General features: G+C 63.9%; 17 protein-coding genes and 1 other RNA gene. 3 read left to right on the forward strand and 15 right to left on the reverse strand.

The features are described 5' to 3' along the window. Positions 1–5: 5 nt before the first annotated feature. From NKH93_RS06580 to ffs, 11 genes are all read right to left on the reverse strand, one after another. On the reverse strand, positions 6–755 hold the full coding sequence (locus tag NKH93_RS06580) for an ABC transporter ATP-binding protein (RefSeq protein ID WP_352542927.1): 750 nt from the start codon (positions 753–755) through the stop codon (positions 6–8). Next, complete coding sequence (locus tag NKH93_RS06585; protein WP_352767069.1) at positions 752–1,585, reverse strand: ABC transporter ATP-binding protein; 834 nt, start codon at positions 1,583–1,585, stop codon at positions 752–754. Before NKH93_RS06585 ends, NKH93_RS06580 begins: the two co-directional genes overlap by 4 nt. Before the next feature lie 10 nt (positions 1,586–1,595). Beyond that, positions 1,596–2,516 (reverse strand): nickel transporter permease, encoded by a 921-nt coding sequence (gene nikC / locus NKH93_RS06590; protein WP_352455096.1) that lies wholly within the window; start codon positions 2,514–2,516, stop codon positions 1,596–1,598. Between the two features lie 13 nt (positions 2,517–2,529). Continuing rightward, positions 2,530–3,597 carry an ABC transporter permease gene (locus NKH93_RS06595; RefSeq protein ID WP_352969681.1) on the reverse strand — a complete coding sequence of 356 codons (1,068 nt, stop codon included), beginning with the start codon at positions 3,595–3,597 and terminating at the stop codon, positions 2,530–2,532. Between the two features lie 31 nt (positions 3,598–3,628). Further along, complete coding sequence (locus NKH93_RS06600) at positions 3,629–5,272, reverse strand: ABC transporter substrate-binding protein (RefSeq protein WP_352969683.1); 1,644 nt, start codon at positions 5,270–5,272, stop codon at positions 3,629–3,631. Between the two features lie 201 nt (positions 5,273–5,473). After that, positions 5,474–6,751, reverse strand: a complete 1,278-nt coding sequence (locus NKH93_RS06605; protein ID WP_352969685.1) for a lytic murein transglycosylase — start codon at positions 6,749–6,751, stop codon at positions 5,474–5,476. 138 nt (positions 6,752–6,889) lie between these two features. After that, entirely contained in the window at positions 6,890–7,495 is a 606-nt protein-coding gene (gene recR, locus NKH93_RS06610; protein ID WP_023676872.1) for a recombination mediator RecR, read from the reverse strand. A 241-nt stretch (positions 7,496–7,736) separates the two neighbouring features. Then, complete coding sequence (locus NKH93_RS06615) at positions 7,737–8,675, reverse strand: cell wall hydrolase (RefSeq protein WP_352969687.1); 939 nt, start codon at positions 8,673–8,675, stop codon at positions 7,737–7,739. Positions 8,676–8,896: 221 nt separating this feature from the next. Continuing rightward, on the reverse strand, positions 8,897–9,220 hold the full coding sequence (locus tag NKH93_RS06620; protein WP_023676870.1) for a YbaB/EbfC family nucleoid-associated protein: 324 nt from the start codon (positions 9,218–9,220) through the stop codon (positions 8,897–8,899). Between the two features lie 31 nt (positions 9,221–9,251). Then, positions 9,252–11,090, reverse strand: coding sequence for a DNA polymerase III subunit gamma/tau (locus NKH93_RS06625; protein ID WP_352969689.1), 1,839 nt, complete (start codon positions 11,088–11,090; stop codon positions 9,252–9,254). 104 nt (positions 11,091–11,194) lie between these two features. Beyond that, positions 11,195–11,291: signal recognition particle sRNA small type (gene ffs / locus NKH93_RS06630), an RNA gene on the reverse strand. A 358-nt stretch (positions 11,292–11,649) separates the two neighbouring features. Here ffs and NKH93_RS06635 point away from each other — a divergent pair. Genes NKH93_RS06635 through NKH93_RS06645 form a run of 3 tightly spaced genes read left to right on the forward strand, consistent with a single transcriptional unit; the run spans position 11,650 to position 13,377 of the window. After that, positions 11,650–12,069, forward strand: a complete 420-nt coding sequence (locus NKH93_RS06635) for an HIT family protein (RefSeq protein WP_023676868.1) — start codon at positions 11,650–11,652, stop codon at positions 12,067–12,069. Positions 12,070–12,107: 38 nt separating this feature from the next. Further along, positions 12,108–13,049, forward strand: a complete 942-nt coding sequence (gene nudC, locus NKH93_RS06640; RefSeq protein WP_352969691.1) for an NAD(+) diphosphatase — start codon at positions 12,108–12,110, stop codon at positions 13,047–13,049. 25 nt (positions 13,050–13,074) lie between these two features. After that, positions 13,075–13,377 (forward strand): Dabb family protein, encoded by a 303-nt coding sequence (locus NKH93_RS06645; protein WP_352969693.1) that lies wholly within the window; start codon positions 13,075–13,077, stop codon positions 13,375–13,377. A gap of 17 nt (positions 13,378–13,394) precedes the next feature. On the opposite strand, the gene NKH93_RS06650 is transcribed toward NKH93_RS06645, so the two are convergent. The 4 genes from NKH93_RS06650 to NKH93_RS06665 form a co-directional block, all read right to left on the reverse strand. Further along, the gene (locus tag NKH93_RS06650) at positions 13,395–14,336 is read right to left on the reverse strand and encodes a 2-hydroxyacid dehydrogenase (protein ID WP_352969695.1); all 942 of its coding nucleotides are present in this window, start codon (positions 14,334–14,336) and stop codon (positions 13,395–13,397) included. A 95-nt stretch (positions 14,337–14,431) separates the two neighbouring features. After that, positions 14,432–16,063, reverse strand: coding sequence for an ABC transporter ATP-binding protein (locus NKH93_RS06655; RefSeq protein WP_352969697.1), 1,632 nt, complete (start codon positions 16,061–16,063; stop codon positions 14,432–14,434). Next, the gene (locus NKH93_RS06660; protein WP_352767092.1) at positions 16,060–17,199 is read right to left on the reverse strand and encodes an ABC transporter permease; all 1,140 of its coding nucleotides are present in this window, start codon (positions 17,197–17,199) and stop codon (positions 16,060–16,062) included. The genes NKH93_RS06655 and NKH93_RS06660 overlap by 4 nt, the downstream gene beginning before the upstream one ends. Then, on the reverse strand, positions 17,199–18,293 hold the full coding sequence (locus tag NKH93_RS06665) for a microcin C ABC transporter permease YejB (protein WP_352470038.1): 1,095 nt from the start codon (positions 18,291–18,293) through the stop codon (positions 17,199–17,201). Before NKH93_RS06665 ends, NKH93_RS06660 begins: the two co-directional genes overlap by 1 nt. Positions 18,294–18,564: the final 271 nt, after the last annotated feature.

Consider the following 18,564-nt stretch of genomic DNA (forward strand, 5'->3'; position numbering starts at 1 on the left):
CCTACTCACGCCGTCCGCACAAATCCCTCGCTGGCCCTCAGCAAATTGCGCGTATAATCCTTGGTGACACGGCGTTCGACAAGATCGTCCGCGGTCAGATTCTCCATCGCCTCGCCGTTCTGCATCACCATCAGCCGTTCGCACATGTGGGTGATGATGGCTAGGTCGTGGCTGACCATCAGGAAGGTCAGCTTGCGGCGGCGCCTGATCTCTTCCAGCAGGTTCAGCACCTCCGCCTGCACCGAAGCGTCGAGCGCCGAGGTCGGCTCGTCGAGCAGCAGGATCGACGGTTCCAGAATCAGGGCGCGGGCGATCGCCACGCGCTGGCGCTGACCGCCGGACAATTGATGCGAATAGCGAAAACGGAACCCGGTGCCGAGGCCGACCTCGTCGAGTGCCCGCTGGATGCGCTTTTCGCCGTCGGCGAAGCCGTGAATGGCGAGCGGCTCCTGCAGCAGGCGGTCGACGGTCTGGCGCGGGTGCAGCGAACCGTACGGGTCCTGGAAGACCATCTGCACCTCGCGGTAAAACGCCTTGTCGCGACGCGCGCCGAGCGTTTTGCCGTTGACCGCGATGGTGCCTGATGCGGCCGGCGCCAGGCCGGCGATTGCCCTGAGCAACGTCGACTTGCCGGAGCCGGACTCGCCGACCAGGCCGAAGGATTCACCGGATTCGACCTCGAGGCTGACGCCTTTCAACGCGCGGAAGCGGTCGAAGACCACCTCCAGCCTATCGACGGAAAGGGCTGCCGTCATGCTGCCCACTCCGGCTTGCGGTCGAGCACCGGCAGCGGGTGACGGTCGGCGCCGATCTTGGGCATGCAGTTGAGCAGGCCGCGCGTATAGGGATGCTGGGCGCGGCCGAGCTCCGAGGCTTTGAGCTGTTCGACCACCTTGCCGGCATACATGACGATGACACGATCGCAGAAAGACGAGACCAGGCGCAGATCGTGCGAGATGAAGATCAGCCCCATGCCGCGCTCGCTGACCAGCCGGTCGAGGATGCCGAGCACGTCGAGCTGGACAGTAACGTCGAGTGCCGAGGTCGGCTCGTCGGCGATCATCATCTCCGGCCCGGCGATCAGCATCATGGCGATCATGGCGCGCTGGCCCATGCCGCCGGAAACCTCGTGCGGATGCAGGTCGAAGACACGGGCCGGATCGCGGATCTGCACCGCCTCCAGCATGGCCAGCGCGCGGTCGCGGGCTTCGGCCTTGGAGACCTTCTCATGCGTGCGCAGCGTCTCGACGATCTGGCGGCCGATGCTCATCACCGGGTCGAGCGAATATTTCGGATCCTGCAGGATCATGGCGATACGCTTGCCGCGCAGCGCGCGGCGCTCGCGCGCCGAGGCGGCCAGCAGGTCGATGCCGTCAAAAGCGAGCGTCTTCGCGGTCACATCGGCCTGCGGCGGGGTGACGCCCATGATGGCGCGGCCGGTCTGCGACTTGCCCGAACCGCTCTCACCGACGATGCCGAGCCGCTCGCGGCCGAGCGAGAAGGAAACGCCGCGCACTGCCTCGATCAGGCCGGTGCGCGTCGGGAAGGTAACGCGCAGGTCGTCGACTTCGAGAAGCGTGCTCATTGGTCGCCACTCATTGGTCACCGCTTCGGGGATCGAGCGCGTCGCGCAGGCCGTCGCCGAGCAGGTTGAAGCCGAGGCTGACGATGAGGATGGCAAAGCCCGGCGCGCCCGCAACCCACCACTGGTCGAGCACGAAGCGGCGGCCCGATGCGATCATCGCGCCCCATTCGGGCAGCGGCGGCTGCGCGCCGAGGCCGAGGAAGCCGAGGCCGGCCGCGGTCAGGATGATGCCGGCCATGTCGAGCGTCACCCTGATGATCAGCGAGGAGATGCAGAGCGGCATGATGTGGCGAAGCACGATGCGAAACGGCGAGGCGCCCATCAATTGCACCGCCTTGATGTAATCGGAATTGCGCACCGTCAGCGTTTCGGCGCGGGCAATGCGGGCATAGGGCGGCCACGAGGTGATGGCGATGGCAAGCACGGCATTTTCGATGCCGGGGCCGAGCGCGGCGACAAAGGCCAGCGCCAGGATCAGCTTCGGAAAGGCGAGAAAGATGTCGGTGATGCGCATCAGGATCGCATCGGTCCAGCCGCCGGCGTAACCGGCGACGGTGCCGACCAGCAAGCCGATGGGCGCGGCGATGATGGCAACCAGAACGACGACGTACAGTGTCCAGCGCGAGCCGAAGATGATGCGCGAATAGATGTCGCGGCCGAGATCGTCGGTGCCGAACCAGTGCGCCGCACTCGGCGCCAGGAGCCGCGAGCCCTTGAGGTCGCCGAATGTCGGCGAATAGGGCGCCAGCACATCGGCGAATGCCGCGACCACCAGCAGGGCGACGATGATGAGCAGGCCGGCAAACGCCAGCCGGTTGGCGGAAAAGCGCCGCCACGCCACATAGGCGCGGCCGAGCCTCGCCTGGACGCGCGACGCCGGCCGCTCGCTGAGCAGCCAGTCGCGGCGAGTTTGAATCGCTTCCGTGCTCATCCTGCCTTGGTCCTCATCCTGCCTTGGTCCTTGGGTCGAGCAGCCGGTAGAGCAGGTCGGAGAATAGATTGATGGCGATGAAGACCGAGCCGATGATGATCGTGCCGCCAAGCACGGCATTCATGTCGGCGTTCTGCAGCGAGTTGGTGATGTAGAGGCCGATGCCCGGCCACGAAAACACTGTCTCGGTCAGCACCGAGCCTTCGAGCAGCCCGGCATAGGACAGAGCGATCACCGTGACCATCGGCACCGCGGCGTTGCGCAGCGCGTGACCCCAGATGACGCGCGTTTCCGACAGGCCCTTGGCGCGCGCTGCGACGATGTATTCCTGGGTGAGTTCGTTCAGCATGAACGAGCGCGTCATGCGGCTGATGTAGGCGAGCGAGAAATAGCCGAGCAGCGAGGCCGGCAGGATGATGTGGCGGAAGGCATCGGCAAATACGTCCCACTGCCGCTGCCAGAGCGCATCCAGCAGGTAAAAGCCGGTAATCGGCGTGAAGGTGTATTCGTAGACGACGTCGAGCCGGCCGGGAAAGGCGACCCATTGCAGCTTGGCGTAGAACAGCACCAGCGCCAGCAGCCCCAGCCAGAAGATCGGCACGGAATAGCCGACAAGGCCGATGATGCGCACGATCTGGTCGATGACGCTGCCGCGCCGCACGGCGGCCAGCACGCCAAGCGGCACGCCGATCACCGAACCGATCAATGTTCCCAATGTCGCCAGTTCGAGCGTCGCCGGAAAGGCGCGGCGGATATCGGTCATCACCGGATTGGTGGTCAGCACCGAGGTGCCGAAATCACCGTTCAGGGCATGTTTGACATAGATGTAGAACTGCTCGACCAGCGGCAGGTCGAGGCCCATCTCGCGGCGCGTTCGCTCGACGACGTTGGCCGGCGCCCGGTCGCCGAGCACCGCCAGCACCGGGTCGATCGGGATCACGCGGCCGATGAAGAAGGTCACCGCGAGCAGACCGAGATAAGTCGTTATCGCGATGACCAGGAACCGGGCGATCGATGAGGTCACGGCAACGGCGCGGGCGCCGCCGCGCCCTGCCGTCACTTCGCTTTCAACTACGCTCATACGGCGCGTCCGCCGGCGTCACTCCCCGGCATCACTCTTTCGAGACGGGGCCGACGAAGTTGGTGTCGAAGCTCGGGCCGAGCGCAAAACCCTTGAGGTTCTTGCGCAGGCCGGCCACTTCCAGCTGCTGGTGGATGATGACGAAGGGGCTGGTATCGAGGATCTTCTTCTCAAGATCCTGGTACATTGCGGCGCGCTTGGCCGCGTCCTTCTCGAGCAGGGCGGCTTCGGTCTGCTTGGTCAGGTCCGGGATGTCCCAGGCGTTCCGCCAGGCCAGCGTCTTGGTCTTGCCTTCATCCGAATTGTCGGGGTTGCTGGCGAAGGTCTGGGCGTTGGAGTTCGGATCGAAATAATCCTGGCCCCACTGGCCGATATAGATGTCGTGGTTGCGGGCGCGGTATTTGGTCAGCGTCTGCTTGCCGTCGCCGGGGATGATCTCCAGCTTGATGCCGGCCTGTCCCAGCGTCTGCTGGATCGATTCCGCCATGCCCGTCGTCGGCTGCCCGGTACGCACGTCCATGGTGACGCTGAAGCCGTCGGCGAGGCCGGCCTTGGCGAGCAGTTCCTTGGCCTTGGCGACGTCGAGCTTGAACGGATTCTCGTCCAGTTCGCCAAGCACGCCCTTGGGCAGGAAGGTCTGGTGGATCTCGCCGATGCCCTTGAGGATGGTCGTGCTCAAGGCGTCGTAATCGACCAGGTATTTGAACGCCTGGCGAACCTCGGGCTTGGCCAGGTTGGCGTTCTTCTGGTTGAGGCTGATGTAATAGACCGTACCCTTCGGCGCGCTGGTGGTGGTGAGGTCGGCATTCTTGGCAATGGCATCAAGGTCGTTCGGCTCGAGATTGCGGGCAACGTCGATGTCGCCGGCTTCCAGCGCAAGGCGCTGGCCCGAACTTTCCTTCATGTTGCGATAGATGACGCGGGCAAGCTTGGCCTTGTCGCCGTAATAATTATCGTTGCGCTCAAGGACGACGGCCTCGTTGGCGCGCCATTCGCGCAGTTTGAAGGCACCGGAGCCGGCATAGCCGGTCTTCAGCCAGGCGTTGCCGAAATCATTGTCCCATTTGTAGTCGGCGCTCGGCGTGACCGCGGCGACATGCTCCTTGACCAGCTTGGCGTCGACGACCGAGGCGACCGTCGCCGACAGGCAGTTCAGCACGAAGCTCGGCGCGTAGGCCTTGTCGACGGTGAACTGGAACGTGGTGTCATCAACGGCCTTGGCTTTCTCGGTGACGTTGCCGCCATCGATACCGAACTGGCCGATAATAAAGGCCGGGCTCTTGTCGAGCTTGATGGCGCGCTCGAACGAATAGGCGACGTCCGCCGCTGTGATCGGATTGCCGGAGGCGAATTTGAGGCCGGGCTTGAGCTTGAACGTGTAGGTCAGGCCGTCGTCGGAGACGCTCCAGCTTTCGGCGAGATCGCCCTTGACCTTGGATGTGTCGCTGAGGTCGAGGCGTACCAGAAGATCATAGGTGTTGCCGGTGACCTCTGCGGTCGACAATTCGAATGCTTCGCCCGGATCCATGGTGATGATGTCGTCGATGGCGAAACCCTCGACCAGCGTGTCGGCGGGCGTGACCGCGAAGGCAGGCGCACCGGCCAGAAGCAGCGCGGACATGGCCGCGCCCGCGAGCAAGAAGCGGGAGCGTAGAGCAAACTTTTCCATCATCATTTTAACTGTTCCCTGTTTTTGTTGACCTGAGTTCCCGGCTCAGGGTTGTGGCATTTCTTGCCGCGTCGAACGGTGATCCCCGGACCGTTGTCTTGGCAATTTTTTATGCGGTTCCGGTTCACCATATCCGGCGGTTTCGAGCGCGGCAACGAGCATTTGCAGAACGGTCGATTGGGCCAGACCGGCGGTGCGAAAATCCGGCTATTTCAGCGCGGTAACCAGGTCGGCGTCGGGAAAGCAGGTAGCGGAACGGCCGTTGCTGGCCTGCCATTTGCCGATCGAGCGGCGCGTCTTGAAGCCAGGCAGGCCGTCGGCGCTGCCGACATCGTAGCCCTTGGCTTCCAGCGCCCGCTGCAGGGCGGCGATGTCGGAGCGGTAGAGCCCGCCGACTGCGCCCCAATTGCCCGAGAAATTGCTGTCGCCATGGGCGATGCGATCGGCGCCATGGCCGATGAACAGGGCATAGAGATCGCTGGTGTTATACTGCTTCAGCACATAGAAATTGGGGGTGACGATGAAGGCCGGGCCGCTACGCCCGGCCGGCATCAAAAGAAAGCCCTCGGCTTTCAGTTCGCTCGGCGGGAACGGTTTACCCGACACACGCCTGATGCCCATATCAGCCCATTGGGAAATCTTCTTGCCCTGGTCCGGACCTTCGAGCGAGCACGGGACGCTGTCCGGCACAGTCACCTCGAAGCCCCAGCCGCGGCCCCTGACCCAGCCATAATGGACGAGATAATTGGCGATCGAGGCCAGTATATCGGGCGTCGAATTCCAGATGTCGGTGCGGCCGTCGCCGTCGAAATCGACGGCATGCTTGAGGAACGATGTCGGCATGAACTGCGGCTGGCCAAGCGCGCCTGCCCAAGACGATTTCATCGCGCCGACCGGGGCAAGCCCGCGCTCGACGATCTCGAACGCAGCCAAGAGCTCGGTGCGGAAGAATTCCTTCTTGGTCGACATGAACGCCTTGGTGCCCAGCACCTCGAAGGCGTCATAAGGCATCTTCGCCGCACCGAAGCCGCTCTCGCGGCCCCAGATCGCCAGCAGCACTTCGCCAGGCACGCCGTAGCGTTTCTCGATCGCGGCAAGAGTCCTGGCGTTGGTCGCCTCGCGGGTGCGGCCGCCGGCGGTCACCGCTCGGACTATCTTTTCAGCGAAATAGGCGCCCGGCGAACCGAATTCGGCCTGATGCTGCTTCTGCGGCGTCGTCGCCTTCTCGCCCGGCTTCACCAGGTCGGGCAGCTTCAGGTTCGGCTTGACGCCGTCGAAGGCGGCATCGAAGGTTTTCCTGGAGATGCCTTTGGCATTGGCTTCGGGCCAGAGGTCGTTGCTGAGCCAGGCGCGGAACTGGTCGTCGATCTTTGCGGCGGAGGCGGGGGTGGCGAGGATCAACCCAAGTAGGGCTGCTAGAAACGAGAGGCAGGCTAGTGTGCGAGCTCGGCGTTCTGTCGCGCCCCCCTCTGTCCTGCCGGACATCTCCCCCACTTGGGGGTGTTTGGACCGGAGACATCGCGAACAGGTGTGCGAGGACATCGCGAACAGTTTGGCGCGCTTTGGACAGAGGGGGGCGCGAAGGAACGCAGTCATCTCAAGAGCACCCTTCCCCCAACCTGCTCAAAACACTGTCCGCGACTTCAGTGCTGCGGCCAGCGTACCTTCGTCGAGATAATCGAGTTCGCCGCCGACCGGAACACCGTGCGCCAGGCGCGTCACCTTGATGTCGAAGCCGGAAAGCTGGTCGGTGAGGTAGTGCGCGGTGGTCTGGCCCTCGACAGTGGCGTTGACGGCGAGGATCACTTCCTTGACTTCGCCACCGGCGACGCGATCGACCAGCGAACGGATGTTTAGCTCATCAGGACCAATGCCGTCGAGCGGCGACAGCGTACCGCCGAGCACATGGTAACGCACGTTCATGGCTGTCGCCCGCTCCAGCGCCCAAAGGTCGGCCACGTCCTCGACGACGATGAGCGTAGTGGGGTCGCGGCGGGGGTCGGTGCAGATCATGCATGGATCCGAGGTATCGACATTGCCGCAGGTCGAGCAGATGCGCACCTTGTCGACCGCCTCGCCCATGGCGGCGGCGAGCGGCGCCAGCAGCTGTTCCTTCTTCTTGATGAGGTGGAGCGCGGCGCGGCGTGCCGAACGCGGACCGAGCCCCGGCACCTTGGCCAGCAGCTGGATCAGGCGTTCGATCTCGGGACCGGCGATTCGCTTCGACATCGCACCGGTTTAGGATTTTTCCGCACGCTTTGGAACAGTTGAGCGGCCAGGGGCTCCGCTCTTCCCTTCTCCCCTTGTGGGAGAAGGTGGATTGGCGCGCAGCGCCAAGACGGTTGAGGGGTGTTGGCCGGAGCGCCGTCGATGCCAAGCTGGAGCACCCCTCATCCGACCTCGCTCCGCGAGGCCACCTTCTCCCACAAGGGGAGAAGGGAAGGCCGACGTCGCGGCCAGTGCTGCCGCCTCAGTTTTCTTCCAGTGGTCGGGTCTGGCCGGCGATCATCGCGCCGATGGCGTCGGTGTTCTCGGGCGTCGCCTCGAACGACATTGTCGGCTCTGCCGGCGCGGCCTGGAAGGAGGTGACAGGCCGCTCGCTCACGGTTCCGCCAAAACGGGCCGCATCCGGCTCCTGCATTGGTTCCTGCAGCGCCACAAGCATCGGCTTCTCCGCCGTCGCCTTCTCCGGGGTCGCCATTCCGGCGGTCACCCTTGTCTGCTTTGCCGGCAGCGATGCGGCGGCGGTAACATAGGTTGCCTTGGCGAATGTCGGCTTGACCTCGCGAGCCGGCTCCGCCGAGGCGACAAGTATGGCCTGAGCGGCAGGCGCTTGCGGCTTGGCCTGGGCCATGGCGACCACCGGTTCGTCCGGCAGCGGCTGCCAGTTGCGGCCGCGCTTTTCATAAAAGGCATTACCGCCGGCGACCATGGTGTAGTGCATGTTCCTGTAGGGGAAGCGCAGGCCGGCGGTGTGGAAATACATGGTGTTCTTCAGCTTGGCTTTGCGCTCGCCCTTGAGCACCGCCTCGGCGGCCTCCTCGACGTCGGGCATCGCCTTCGAATTCATCGGCCGTGTCATGACGCCCGGCGCGAACTGGCCGCGCTCGCCAACCACTTCGCAGATGGTGCTGCCGTGATTGCCGGACCGCAGCCGGTTCATCACCACCGTGCCGACCGCAATCATGCCGTCACGGCTGGAGCGGTTGGACTCGAAGAACATCGCCCGCTCCAGGCATTCCTTCTCCTTCGGCGTGGAATTGTAGGAGCGCGAGCTCAGGAAACTCGGCGTAATGGCATCGGTCAGGCTGGACATGCCGTGCGAGGCGGTCTGACTGCAAGCGGCCAAAAACAGCGGCGAGATAACGACGCCGAGCCGCAACGGCGTCTTCCATCGGGTAGAGATCAACAGGTGTCCCCTCAATTCTGCTGCCAGCCCGCCCCTGGTTGCGGCAAGAATGAGACACTTTCAGGCAAAAAGATGGCTAAAGCGTTATTAAGTGTGGGGAGTTGCCCAATAGACACAGTTGGCGGGCTTCCGAGAACCGGAGCGGAGCGTATGTTTCGTGAGCACCGGAAGCGCAGGAAGCCGCCGTTTGCAGGCCGGCATCACCTGGATATCAACACACCTTAGAACGGCAGTTTCATTCCCGGCGGGATCGGTAGGCCCGCGGTCAGCGCCCTGGTCTTCTCCTGCATGATCTGCTCGACCTTGGTCCTGGCGTCGTTGTGGGCAGCGAGAAGCAGGTCCTCGAGAATCTCGACCTCGTCTTCCTTGAACAGCGACGGGTCGATCTTCAGCGACTTCATCTCGAATTTGCCGGTCAGCGTCACGCTGACCAGGCCGCCGCCGGCCTGCCCGGTGGCTTCCAGCGTGGCGATCTCATCCTGCATGGCCTGGAACTTAGCCTGCATTTCCTTTGCCTTGCCCATCATGCCGAGAAGGTCTTTCATCGCACGGTCCTTTGCAGCTGGTCCTGGTTGTTCAGGTTTCGTCGTCGTCGGCCGGCGGCTCGACCGGCACTTCGGCCTCGTCGGCTTCCGGCGCGTCGGGAATGCGCACGTCGATGATCTTGGCACCGGGAAAGCGCGCCAGGATGGCGGCGACCGTCGGGTCGCTCTTGGCATCGAGGAAGGCGTTTTCGCGCTTTGTCGATTCCATCTCGGCCAAGGTCTGGCCGCCCTCGTCCTTCGACAGCGACACCAGCCAGTTGCGGCCCGTCCAGGCGCGCAGCTTGGCGGTCAAATCATTGAGCAACATCTTCGGCGCATCGTCGGTCAGGCTGACGTCGATACGACCGGGCTCGATGCGCACCAGGCGCACGCAACGCTTCACCAGCACCTTGAAGGCCATGTCGCGCTGGGCGTCGGCAAGGGCGACAATGTCGGCCAGCGATTTCACCGGCACCGGCGGCGCCTCGACCGCCGGCTCCGGCGGAGCAACGAAGTTGGTCGGCACGGGCTCGGCCTCGACCAGGCGCATCGTCTCGACCAGGCGCATTGTCTGGGCGCCGCCATTGGCCGTCGGCATCCGCGCCTGCGCCACGGCGCCGGCACCACCGCCTGCAGGCGCATGGTTTGCCGGGCCGGGGCTTGCCGGCGTGCCATTCACGCGCGGCGCAGCGCCCGGCAGGGTGCCGCCGTTCTCCAGCGATTTCAGCGCCTCGTCCAGCGTCGGCAGGTCGGCGGCATGGGCCAGCCGGATCAGCACCATCTCGGCGGCGCTGACCGGGCGGTTGGAGGTCTGCACCTCGGGAATACCTTTCAAGAGCATCTGCCACGTCCGCGACAGCACCTTGACCGACAGCGTGCTGGCGAAATCGGCGCCGCGCCGGCGCTCGTCCTCGGACAGCGAGGCGTCGTCGATGGCAGCCGGTACGAAACGCAGACGGGTGACCAGATGGTTGAACTCGGCAAGGTCGGTCAGCACCGCGGCAGGATCGGCGCCGGTATCGTACTGGGCACGGAATTCGGCAAGTGCGGCGGCGACGTCGCCCTTCATGACGTGTTCGAACAGGTCGACGATGCGGGCGCGGTCGGCAAGGCCGAGCATGGCACGCACCGCTTCGGCGCTGACCGCGCCGCCGCCATGGGCGATCGCCTGGTCGAGGATCGACTGCGCATCGCGCATCGAGCCTTCGGCCGCGCGCGCGATCATCGCCAGCGCATCCTCTTCGACTTCGATGCCCTCCAGACCGGCTATCCTGGCAAGGTCGGCCTTGATCATTGCCGCATCGATGCGCCTGAGGTCGAAACGCTGGCAGCGCGACAGGACGGTGATCGGCACCTTGCGGATTTCGGTGGTGGCGAAGATGAATTTGACGTGCGGCGGCGGCTCTTCCAGCGTCTTCAGCAGGCCGTTGAAGGCCTGGTTGGAAAGCATGTGCACTTCGTCGATGATGTAGACCTTGTAGCGCGCCGACACCGGGGCATAGCGCACACGCTCGATGATGTCCCTGATGTCGTCGATGCCGGTATGCGAGGCGGCGTCCATCTCGATGACGTCGACATGTCGGCCTTCCATGATCGCCTGGCAATGCTCGCCGAGCACGGCAAGGTCGACGGACGGCTGGTCGACGGTCGATGTTTTGTAGTTCAGGGCCCGCGCGAGTATGCGCGCGGTCGTCGTCTTGCCGACGCCACGCACGCCGGTCAGCATCCAGGCCTGGGCGATGCGGCCGGTGGCAAAGGCATTGGTCAACGTGCGGACCATCGGCTCCTGGCCGATCAGTTCGGAGAAATTCGACGGTCGGTATTTGCGCGCCAGCACGCGGTAGGCGGCAGGCTTGTCCAATTTCCCGGCCTCGTTTCCGGCTTCGCTCATTCGCCCGTTAAGCTCCAAGGGCTGCCACTGGAGGCGGCCGATTCCTGCGCATAGTTTCGCCCGCGCGGCTTGGCGCCGTCAATGTCGGGGTAAAAGGCGAAGAGGCGGGAGGCTGGAACAATGACCCGTTCCGGGCTCGTTAGGGCTGCTTCCTTCCGGACCTGACCCGGTTGGCGAGTGGACCGTCCACCACCAACCTCCCAGCCTCCATATCGGCAATCCGGCGATGAAATGCAAGTGCGGATGATAGGGTCCTTGAGCGATGGCGAAAGCTGAAACCAAAAACCCGCCTCGGCGGGCGGGTCGTTGGTGCGAATAATCACCATAGCGAGATTAGTAGCATAGCTGCCGGCACAAAGCAAGAACAAAATGTGGCCGCGATCAAAATCGTCAATCTCGGCGGGGCAGCGCCAAGCTGATGCAATTTGCCCGGGCCTCACTTCTTCGCGCACAATCAGCGCCGCGACGGCCAATGTTGCTTGCTGCCCCTTGCGGCCCTTCGGAAGCCGCTCTAGCGTCGATGGAGGTCAAAAAACGTCAAAAAGTGTGGGAAACGCCAATGCTGCCGGGCCTCAAGGCCGGATTCACGCTTGACGCCCAGCTGGAAGCCGACAGCGAACAGCTGATGTGGCTCGGCCTGTGCGAATTGCGCGTCATGAACGACCGCCGCTGGCCATGGCTGTTGCTGGTGCCGCAGCGGCCGGGCATCGAGGAAATCCACGACATGACGCCGCTGGACCAGGCGATGCTGACCTTCGAGACCAACATGGTGGCGCTGGCGCTGAAGCGGGTGACCGGCTGCACCAAGATCAACACCGGCGCACTCGGCAACATCGTGCGCCAGCTGCATGTACACGTCATTGCGCGCTCGGAAGGCGATCCCGGCTGGCCTGGCCCGGTGTGGGGGCACGGCCTGCGCGAGCCCTATCAGCGCTCCGACCTTCGCAAGTTTGCGGAAAAGATCAAGGCAGCGCTATAAGCCTCTCCCGTGTCCACCTTGAACCTTCCCGAGTCTGCATGAGCTTTCGCCTGTTTGACGCGCCCTTGCGCGAGCCGAGCCAGTTCGTCGGCTTCGCCGGCAACATTATCGACCGGCAGTCCGAAAACCGCGCCGACGATTCCGTCGAAAACGCACTCGCCGATCCCTCGGCGCGGCTTTTGCTGATGCGTGGCGGCCGGCTCTATCTGAAGCTTGCGCAAGGCGCATTCGACCCCTGGTTCGGCGTGGCCGAATGCCGGCCGCTCGAAGCATCGCTCGAGAACGGCGTCCTGCTCGGTTTTTCCGAAAGCGGCCCGGTGCTGGCGGTGCCGGCCGGGGTCGAGCCCGAACAGCTTCCCGAGACGATCAAGGCGATCGACTATCGCTCGGTCTATATGCAGGGGCTGATCGACGAAGCGGCGGCGGGTGCGCTGGCGCAAGGGGCGGCGCTGCTCGCCTGGCATGCCAGCCATCGCTTCTGCAGCAAATGCGGCACCGAAGCCGCGATGCGGGCGGGCGGTTACAAGCGGCATTGCCCGGCCTGCGGTACGGAGCACTTTCCGCGCACCGACCCGGTGGCGATCATGCTGACGGCAACACGCGAAAAATGCCTGCTCGGCCGCGGCCGGCATTTCGGGCCCGGCATGTATTCGGCGCTCGCCGGTTTCATCGAGCCGGGCGAGACGATCGAGGCGGCGGTGCGCCGCGAAACGCTGGAGGAAGCCGGCATCAGGCTCGGCCGCGTCGTCTACCACGCCAGCCAGCCCTGGCCGTTCCCCTATTCGCTGATGATCGGCTGCTTCGGCGAACCGCTCAATGACGATATCCAGCCCGACCTCAACGAGCTGGAAGATTGCCGCTGGTTCTTTCGCGACGAGGTGCTGTCGATGCTGGCCAGGGAACATCCGGGCGGCCTGGTGACGCCGCCGAAAGGCGCGATCGCCTATAACCTCATCCGCGCGTGGGCCGACAGCGCGTGACACGAAGACATCGCAGGAGCAGAAAATGATCCGTCACACCGTCGTGTTCACGCTGAAACACCCGCCGCATTCGCTCGAGGAAAAACGGTTCCTCGCCGACGCCAAGAGGATTCTCACGGCGATAAAGGGCGTCACGCATTTCGAGCAGTTGCGGCAGGTCAGTCCCAAGAACGACTACCGCTTCGGCTTCTCGATGGAGTTTGCCGATCAGCGGGCCTATTCCGGCTATAACGACCATCCCGACCACGTCGCCTTCGTCCGCGACCGCTGGATCCCCGAGGTCGCGGCGTTTATGGAGATCGACTACATGCCGCTCGGCTGGGGCTGAGACTGGAAAGCGGCGCTCTAATACCCGGCGTTGCGGTCTACCACATTTTCCAGCGCTTCGCCGCGCTCGAAGGCGTCCATCTGGCGCAGCATGATCGGCGCCAGGTGGACCGGATCGGAAGTTGCCGCCGCATGCGGCGTCACGAACACTTTGGGGTGGCTCCATAGCGGGCTGGTCTTCGGCAGCGGCTCGACCTCGAACACGTCGAGGCTGGCTTCCTTCAGCGTGCCGTCGTCCAGCGCGCGCAAAATGTCGGCGTCCTTCTGCAGCCTGCCGCGCCCGGCGTTGATCAGCACCGAGCCGCCGAGGCCGTTGCGCTTGCGCAGCTCCTTCAGCACGCCGTGGTTGATGATGCCGTGCGTCTGTGGCGTCAGCGGCAGCAGCACCACCAGGATGTCGGTGGCGTTTAGGAACGGGATCAGGCCGGTCTCGCCCGCGTAAGTCGAGACACCTTGCATCGGCCGATCGCTGCGCGACCAGCCATTGACGGGAAAGCCGAGCGACAACAGCACCGATGCCGCCGCGCGGCCAAGCGTGCCGAGCCCCATAATGCCGACCGAGATGTCGCTGGCCGGCCGCTGCTGCGGTTCATGCCAGATCTTCTTCTGCTGCTGGGCGCGGTAGAGCATGCCCTGGCGATGGTGGTCGAGCACCCGCCAGACGACGTATTCGGTCATGTACTGGGTCAGGTTGTCGGCCACCACCTTGACGACCGGTACGTCGGGCAAGGTGGGATCGGCGAAGATGTGGTCGACGCCGGCGCCGATCGAGAAGATGGCGCGCGGATTGGGCAGCGACGACAATAGGTTCGGCCGCTGTTTCCACACCACCGCATAGGTGATCGAGGGATCGCCGGCGCCGTTCGGCTCGAGCACCACCTCGCGCTCCGCCGACAGCAGTTCGCGCCAGCGCAGCGGATGAATACCGGTGAGGGCAAGCAGGATGCGGCCTTTTTCCATTGCGGATTGTTTTTCCCTTTTTACCAACAGCGTTCGCGTCCCGACGCGCAAGGCGCGGCTGCGTTTTGATTTTGTGCATGATCTCTGGCGAAAATCTACTCGCTGACGATGCCGACCGGCGCCGTTTCGATCTTGAAGGCGGCCGAGATCAACGCCTTTGTATAGTCGGTCCGCGGTTTGCCGAAAATCTGTTCGGAAGGACCGGCCTCGACGATCCTGCCGTTGCGCATGACGATGACTTCGTTGGCGAGCGCGCGGATGACCCTCAGATCGTGGCTGATGAAGAGGTAGGCGAGGTCGTGCTTGGCCTGCAGGCTGCGCAATAGGTCGACGACCTGCGCCTGCACACTCATGTCGAGCGCCGAGGTCGGCTCGTCCAGCATGACGAAACGCGGGTTGAGCACCATGGCGCGCGCGATGGCGACGCGCTGGCGCTGGCCGCCGGAGAATTCGTGCGGATAGCGGTTGCGCGTCGCCGGATCGAGGCCGACTTCCTTCAGCACGTCGACGACACGCTCGTCGCGCGCATCAGGCGACAGCTTCGGCTCATGGATCTTCAACCCTTCCTCGATGATCTCGGCGACCGACATGCGCGGACTGAGCGAACCGAACGGATCCTGGAAGACGATCTGCAACTCGCGCCGCAGCGGCCGCATTTCGTTGAAGGACAGCTGATCGATGCCGCGTCCGTTGAACTGGATGGTCCCGGTCGACGAGATCATCCTGGCCAGCGCCAGGCCGAGCGTCGTCTTGCCTGAGCCGGATTCGCCGACGACGCCAAGCGTCTGACCGGCCCGCACGGTGACGTCGATGCCGTCGACCGCCTTCACATTGTCGACGGTGCGCCGGAAGAAGCCCTTCTTGATCGGGAACCAGACCTTGACGTCCTTGCCGACCATCACCGGCTTGGCGGCCTGGTTGGCCGCCGGCGGCTTGCCTTTCGGCTCGGCGGCAAGCAGATGCCGCGTGTAGGCGTGCTGCGGATTGGCGAATATCTCCTTGGTCGGGCCGGTCTCGACGATCTTGCCCTTGGTCATCACGCAGACCCTGTCGGCGATCTTCCTGACGATGCCGAGATCGTGGGTGATGAACAGCATCGACATGTTCTTGCGGCTTTTCAGGCCGGCCAGCAATTCGAGGATCTGCGCCTGGACGGTGACGTCGAGCGCCGTCGTCGGCTCATCGGCGATCAAAAGTTCAGGCTCGTTGGCCAGCGCCATGGCGATCATGACGCGCTGGCGCTGGCCGCCGGATAGCTGGTGCGGATAGGCGTCGAGCCGTTTTTCCGGTTCGCGGATGCCGACCTCGTGCAGAAGTTCCAGCGTGCGCGCCTTGGCTTTGCGATCGCCCAGGCCCTGATGCAGCTTCAATACCTCGACGATCTGCTGCTCGATCGTATGCAGCGGGTTGAGCGAGGTCATCGGCTCCTGGAAGATCATGGTGATCTTGTTGCCGCGCACGCGGCGCAGGTCTCTCTCGTCGGCGGCAAGCAGGTCGGCGCCGAGAAACAGTATCTTTCCCGACGGGTGGCTGGCGGTCGGATAGGGCAGCAGCTTCAGAACCGACAGCGCGGTGACCGACTTGCCGGAGCCGGATTCGCCGACCAGCGCCACCGTCTCGCCCTTGGCAAGGTCGAAGGAAATATGGTCGACGGCGATCGACTGGTCGCCGCCTTGCGTGAAGGCGACGCTGAGATCCTGGACCGAAAGCAGCGGGGTGTCGCTCATCTGAACGTCTTGCGCGGATCGAAGGCGTCGCGCGTGGCCTCGCCGACGAAGACCAGCAGCGACAGCATCAGCGAGATGACGACGAAGCCGGAAATGCCGAGCCAGGGCGCGTTGAGGTTGCGCTGTGCCTGCTTCAACAGCTCACCGAGCGAGGCGGAGCCGGGCGGCAGGCCGAAGCCGAGATAGTCGAGCGAGGTCAGCGTCGAGATCGAGCCGCTGAGCAGGAACGGCAGGAAGGTCAGCGTCGCCACCATGGCGTTGGGCAGCAGATGCCGGAACATGATGGTGACGTTGGACACGCCGAGCGCGCGCGCCGCATTGACATATTCGAAGTTACGGGCGCGCAGGAACTCGGCCCGCACCACGCCGACCAGTGCCACCCAGGAGAACAGCAGCATCAATCCGAGCAGGATGAAGAAGCCGGGCGGCAGGATGGCGGCAACGATCAGGAGCAGATACAGCACCGGGATCGCCGACCAGATCTCGATGAAGCGCTGGAACAGAAGATCGGTCCAGCCGCCGAAATAGCCCTGCAGAGCGCCGGCCGCCACGCCGATCAGCGCCGAGCCGGCAGTCAGGATCAGGCCAAACAGCACCGAGATCCTGAAGCCGTAGATGACGCGCGCCAGCACGTCGCGGGCCTGGTCGTCGGTGCCCAGCCAGTTCCAGTTGCCGACGTTGCAATTGGGGTCTGCCTCGCCTTTCGGATACTGGTTGCAGCGCGTCTTCTTGTCGTAGAGCCAGGACGGCTTGGTCGGTGCTGCTTCGGGAATAGCGTTGTTGACGGTCTGGTAGGAGTAGCGCACCGGCGGCCAGACCATCCAGCCATTGGCGTTGATCTCGTCCTGGATCACCGGGTCGCGGTAGTCGGTGACCGCATAGAAGCCACCGAACTTCTCCTCGGGATAGGCGACCAGGACCGGGAACAGGATCTCGCCCTTGTAGGAGGCGATGATCGGCTTGTCGTTGGCGATCAGTTCGGAAACCAGCGACAGCACGAACAGGAACAGGAAAATCCACAACGACCAGTAGCCGCGCCGGTTGGACTTGAAGTTCTGCAGGCGCCGCTGATTGAGCGGCGACAGAAAGGGCCGCGCGATCCGAGCCGGCGCCGTTTCGGCCATGGTCCGCGCCATCAGACGTCTCTCCGCTCGAAATCGATGCGCGGATCGACCCAGGTATAGATCAGGTCGGACAAAAGCCCGACGAACAGGCCAAGCAGCGAGAAGATGTAGAGATTGGCGAACACCACCGGGTAATCGCGCTGCACCACCGAGTTGAAGCCGAGCAGGCCGAGGCCGTCGAGCGAAAATATGTTCTCGATCAGCAGCGAGCCGGTGAAGAAGGCCGAGATGAAAGCACCGGGAAAACCGGCGATGACGATCAGCATGGCATTGCGGAAAACGTGGCCATAGAGCACCTGCCGCTCCGACAGGCCCTTGGCGCGGGCGGTGACGACATATTGCTTGCGGATTTCCTCGAGGAAGGAATTCTTGGTGAGCAGCGTCGTCGTGGCGAAGGCCGACAGCACCAGCGCGGTCAGCGGCAAGGTCATATGCCAGAAATAGTCGACGATCCGCGCCGGCCACGACAGCTGGTCCCAATTGTCGGAGGTGATGCCGCGCAGCGGAAACCAGTCCCAGAACGAGCCGCCGGCAAACAGCACCATCAGCAAAATGCCGAACAGGAACCCAGGAATGGCGTAGCCGACGATGACGACGCCGCTGGTCCAGACGTCGAAGGTGGAGCCGTCCTTGACCGCCTTGCGGATGCCGAGCGGGATCGAGATCAGATAGGACAAGAGCGTGATCCACAGCCCGATCGAGATCGACACCGGCATCTTTTCCAGGATCAGGTCGAGCACCGATATGTCGCGGAAATAGCTGTCGCCGAAATCGAAGCGGAGATAGTTCCACAGCATCATGCCGAAGCGCTCGAGCGGCGGCTTGTCGAAGCCGAACTGCTTCTCCAGCTTCTTGATGAATTCGGGATCGAGCCCTTGCGCGCCGCGGTATTTCGAGCCGACGTCGCCGGCGACATCGACATTGGCGCCGCCGGCATCACCGCCGCCGCCGCCGAGGCGATCGCTGCCGCCCTGGTTGGTCAGCCTGGCGATGACCTGCTCGACCGGCCCGCCTGGAGCAAACTGGATGACGGCAAATGACACCGCCATGATACCGAACAGGGTCGGGATCATCAAAAGGATGCGGCGCAATATGTAGGCGCCCATCAGGCTTTACCCTCCTTGAGGACGACCATTGTGTCTGAAGGTGCCCCTAAGGCAATCGCCCCAGGCCAATTGCCGAAGACGGTGCCGCCCCTCATTGCCCTGCCGGACATTTCTCCCCGTATAGTGACGGGGAGAAAGGGGCTGGCCCTAGTCTCGGCGCTTCTATTGCGACGCTTATGATCGGCGAAACCATCGATGAAAGCGCCCCTCTCCCCGTCGCTATACGGGGAGAGGATGCCGGCAGGCAGGTGAGGGGCGGCGCCAGCGCTCG

Origin of the sequence: Mesorhizobium sp. M0954 (assembly GCF_040319155.1) — a bacterium.
In the GTDB taxonomy this organism is placed as follows: domain Bacteria; phylum Pseudomonadota; class Alphaproteobacteria; order Rhizobiales; family Rhizobiaceae; genus Mesorhizobium.

Excerpts from the sequence above, each read along its gene's own strand:
- NKH93_RS06580 (WP_352542927.1), bottom strand. The coding sequence starts at position 755 with ATGACGGCAGCCCTTTCCGTCGATAGGCTGGAGGTGGTCTTCGACCGC.
- NKH93_RS06585 (WP_352767069.1), bottom strand. The coding sequence starts at position 1,585 with ATGAGCACGCTTCTCGAAGTCGACGACCTGCGCGTTACCTTCCCGACG.
- nikC (WP_352455096.1), bottom strand. The coding sequence starts at position 2,516 with ATGAGCACGGAAGCGATTCAAACTCGCCGCGACTGGCTGCTCAGCGAG.
- NKH93_RS06595 (WP_352969681.1), bottom strand. The coding sequence starts at position 3,597 with ATGAGCGTAGTTGAAAGCGAAGTGACGGCAGGGCGCGGCGGCGCCCGC.
- NKH93_RS06600 (WP_352969683.1), bottom strand. The coding sequence starts at position 5,272 with ATGATGATGGAAAAGTTTGCTCTACGCTCCCGCTTCTTGCTCGCGGGC.
- NKH93_RS06605 (WP_352969685.1), bottom strand. The coding sequence starts at position 6,751 with ATGTCCGGCAGGACAGAGGGGGGCGCGACAGAACGCCGAGCTCGCACA.
- recR (WP_023676872.1), bottom strand. The coding sequence starts at position 7,495 with ATGTCGAAGCGAATCGCCGGTCCCGAGATCGAACGCCTGATCCAGCTG.
- NKH93_RS06620 (WP_023676870.1), bottom strand. The coding sequence starts at position 9,220 with ATGAAAGACCTTCTCGGCATGATGGGCAAGGCAAAGGAAATGCAGGCT.
- NKH93_RS06625 (WP_352969689.1), bottom strand. The coding sequence starts at position 11,090 with ATGAGCGAAGCCGGAAACGAGGCCGGGAAATTGGACAAGCCTGCCGCC.
- NKH93_RS06635 (WP_023676868.1), top strand. The coding sequence starts at position 11,650 with ATGCTGCCGGGCCTCAAGGCCGGATTCACGCTTGACGCCCAGCTGGAA.
- nudC (WP_352969691.1), top strand. The coding sequence starts at position 12,108 with ATGAGCTTTCGCCTGTTTGACGCGCCCTTGCGCGAGCCGAGCCAGTTC.
- NKH93_RS06645 (WP_352969693.1), top strand. The coding sequence starts at position 13,075 with ATGATCCGTCACACCGTCGTGTTCACGCTGAAACACCCGCCGCATTCG.
- NKH93_RS06650 (WP_352969695.1), bottom strand. The coding sequence starts at position 14,336 with ATGGAAAAAGGCCGCATCCTGCTTGCCCTCACCGGTATTCATCCGCTG.
- NKH93_RS06655 (WP_352969697.1), bottom strand. The coding sequence starts at position 16,063 with ATGAGCGACACCCCGCTGCTTTCGGTCCAGGATCTCAGCGTCGCCTTC.
- NKH93_RS06660 (WP_352767092.1), bottom strand. The coding sequence starts at position 17,199 with ATGGCGCGGACCATGGCCGAAACGGCGCCGGCTCGGATCGCGCGGCCC.
- NKH93_RS06665 (WP_352470038.1), bottom strand. The coding sequence starts at position 18,293 with ATGGGCGCCTACATATTGCGCCGCATCCTTTTGATGATCCCGACCCTG.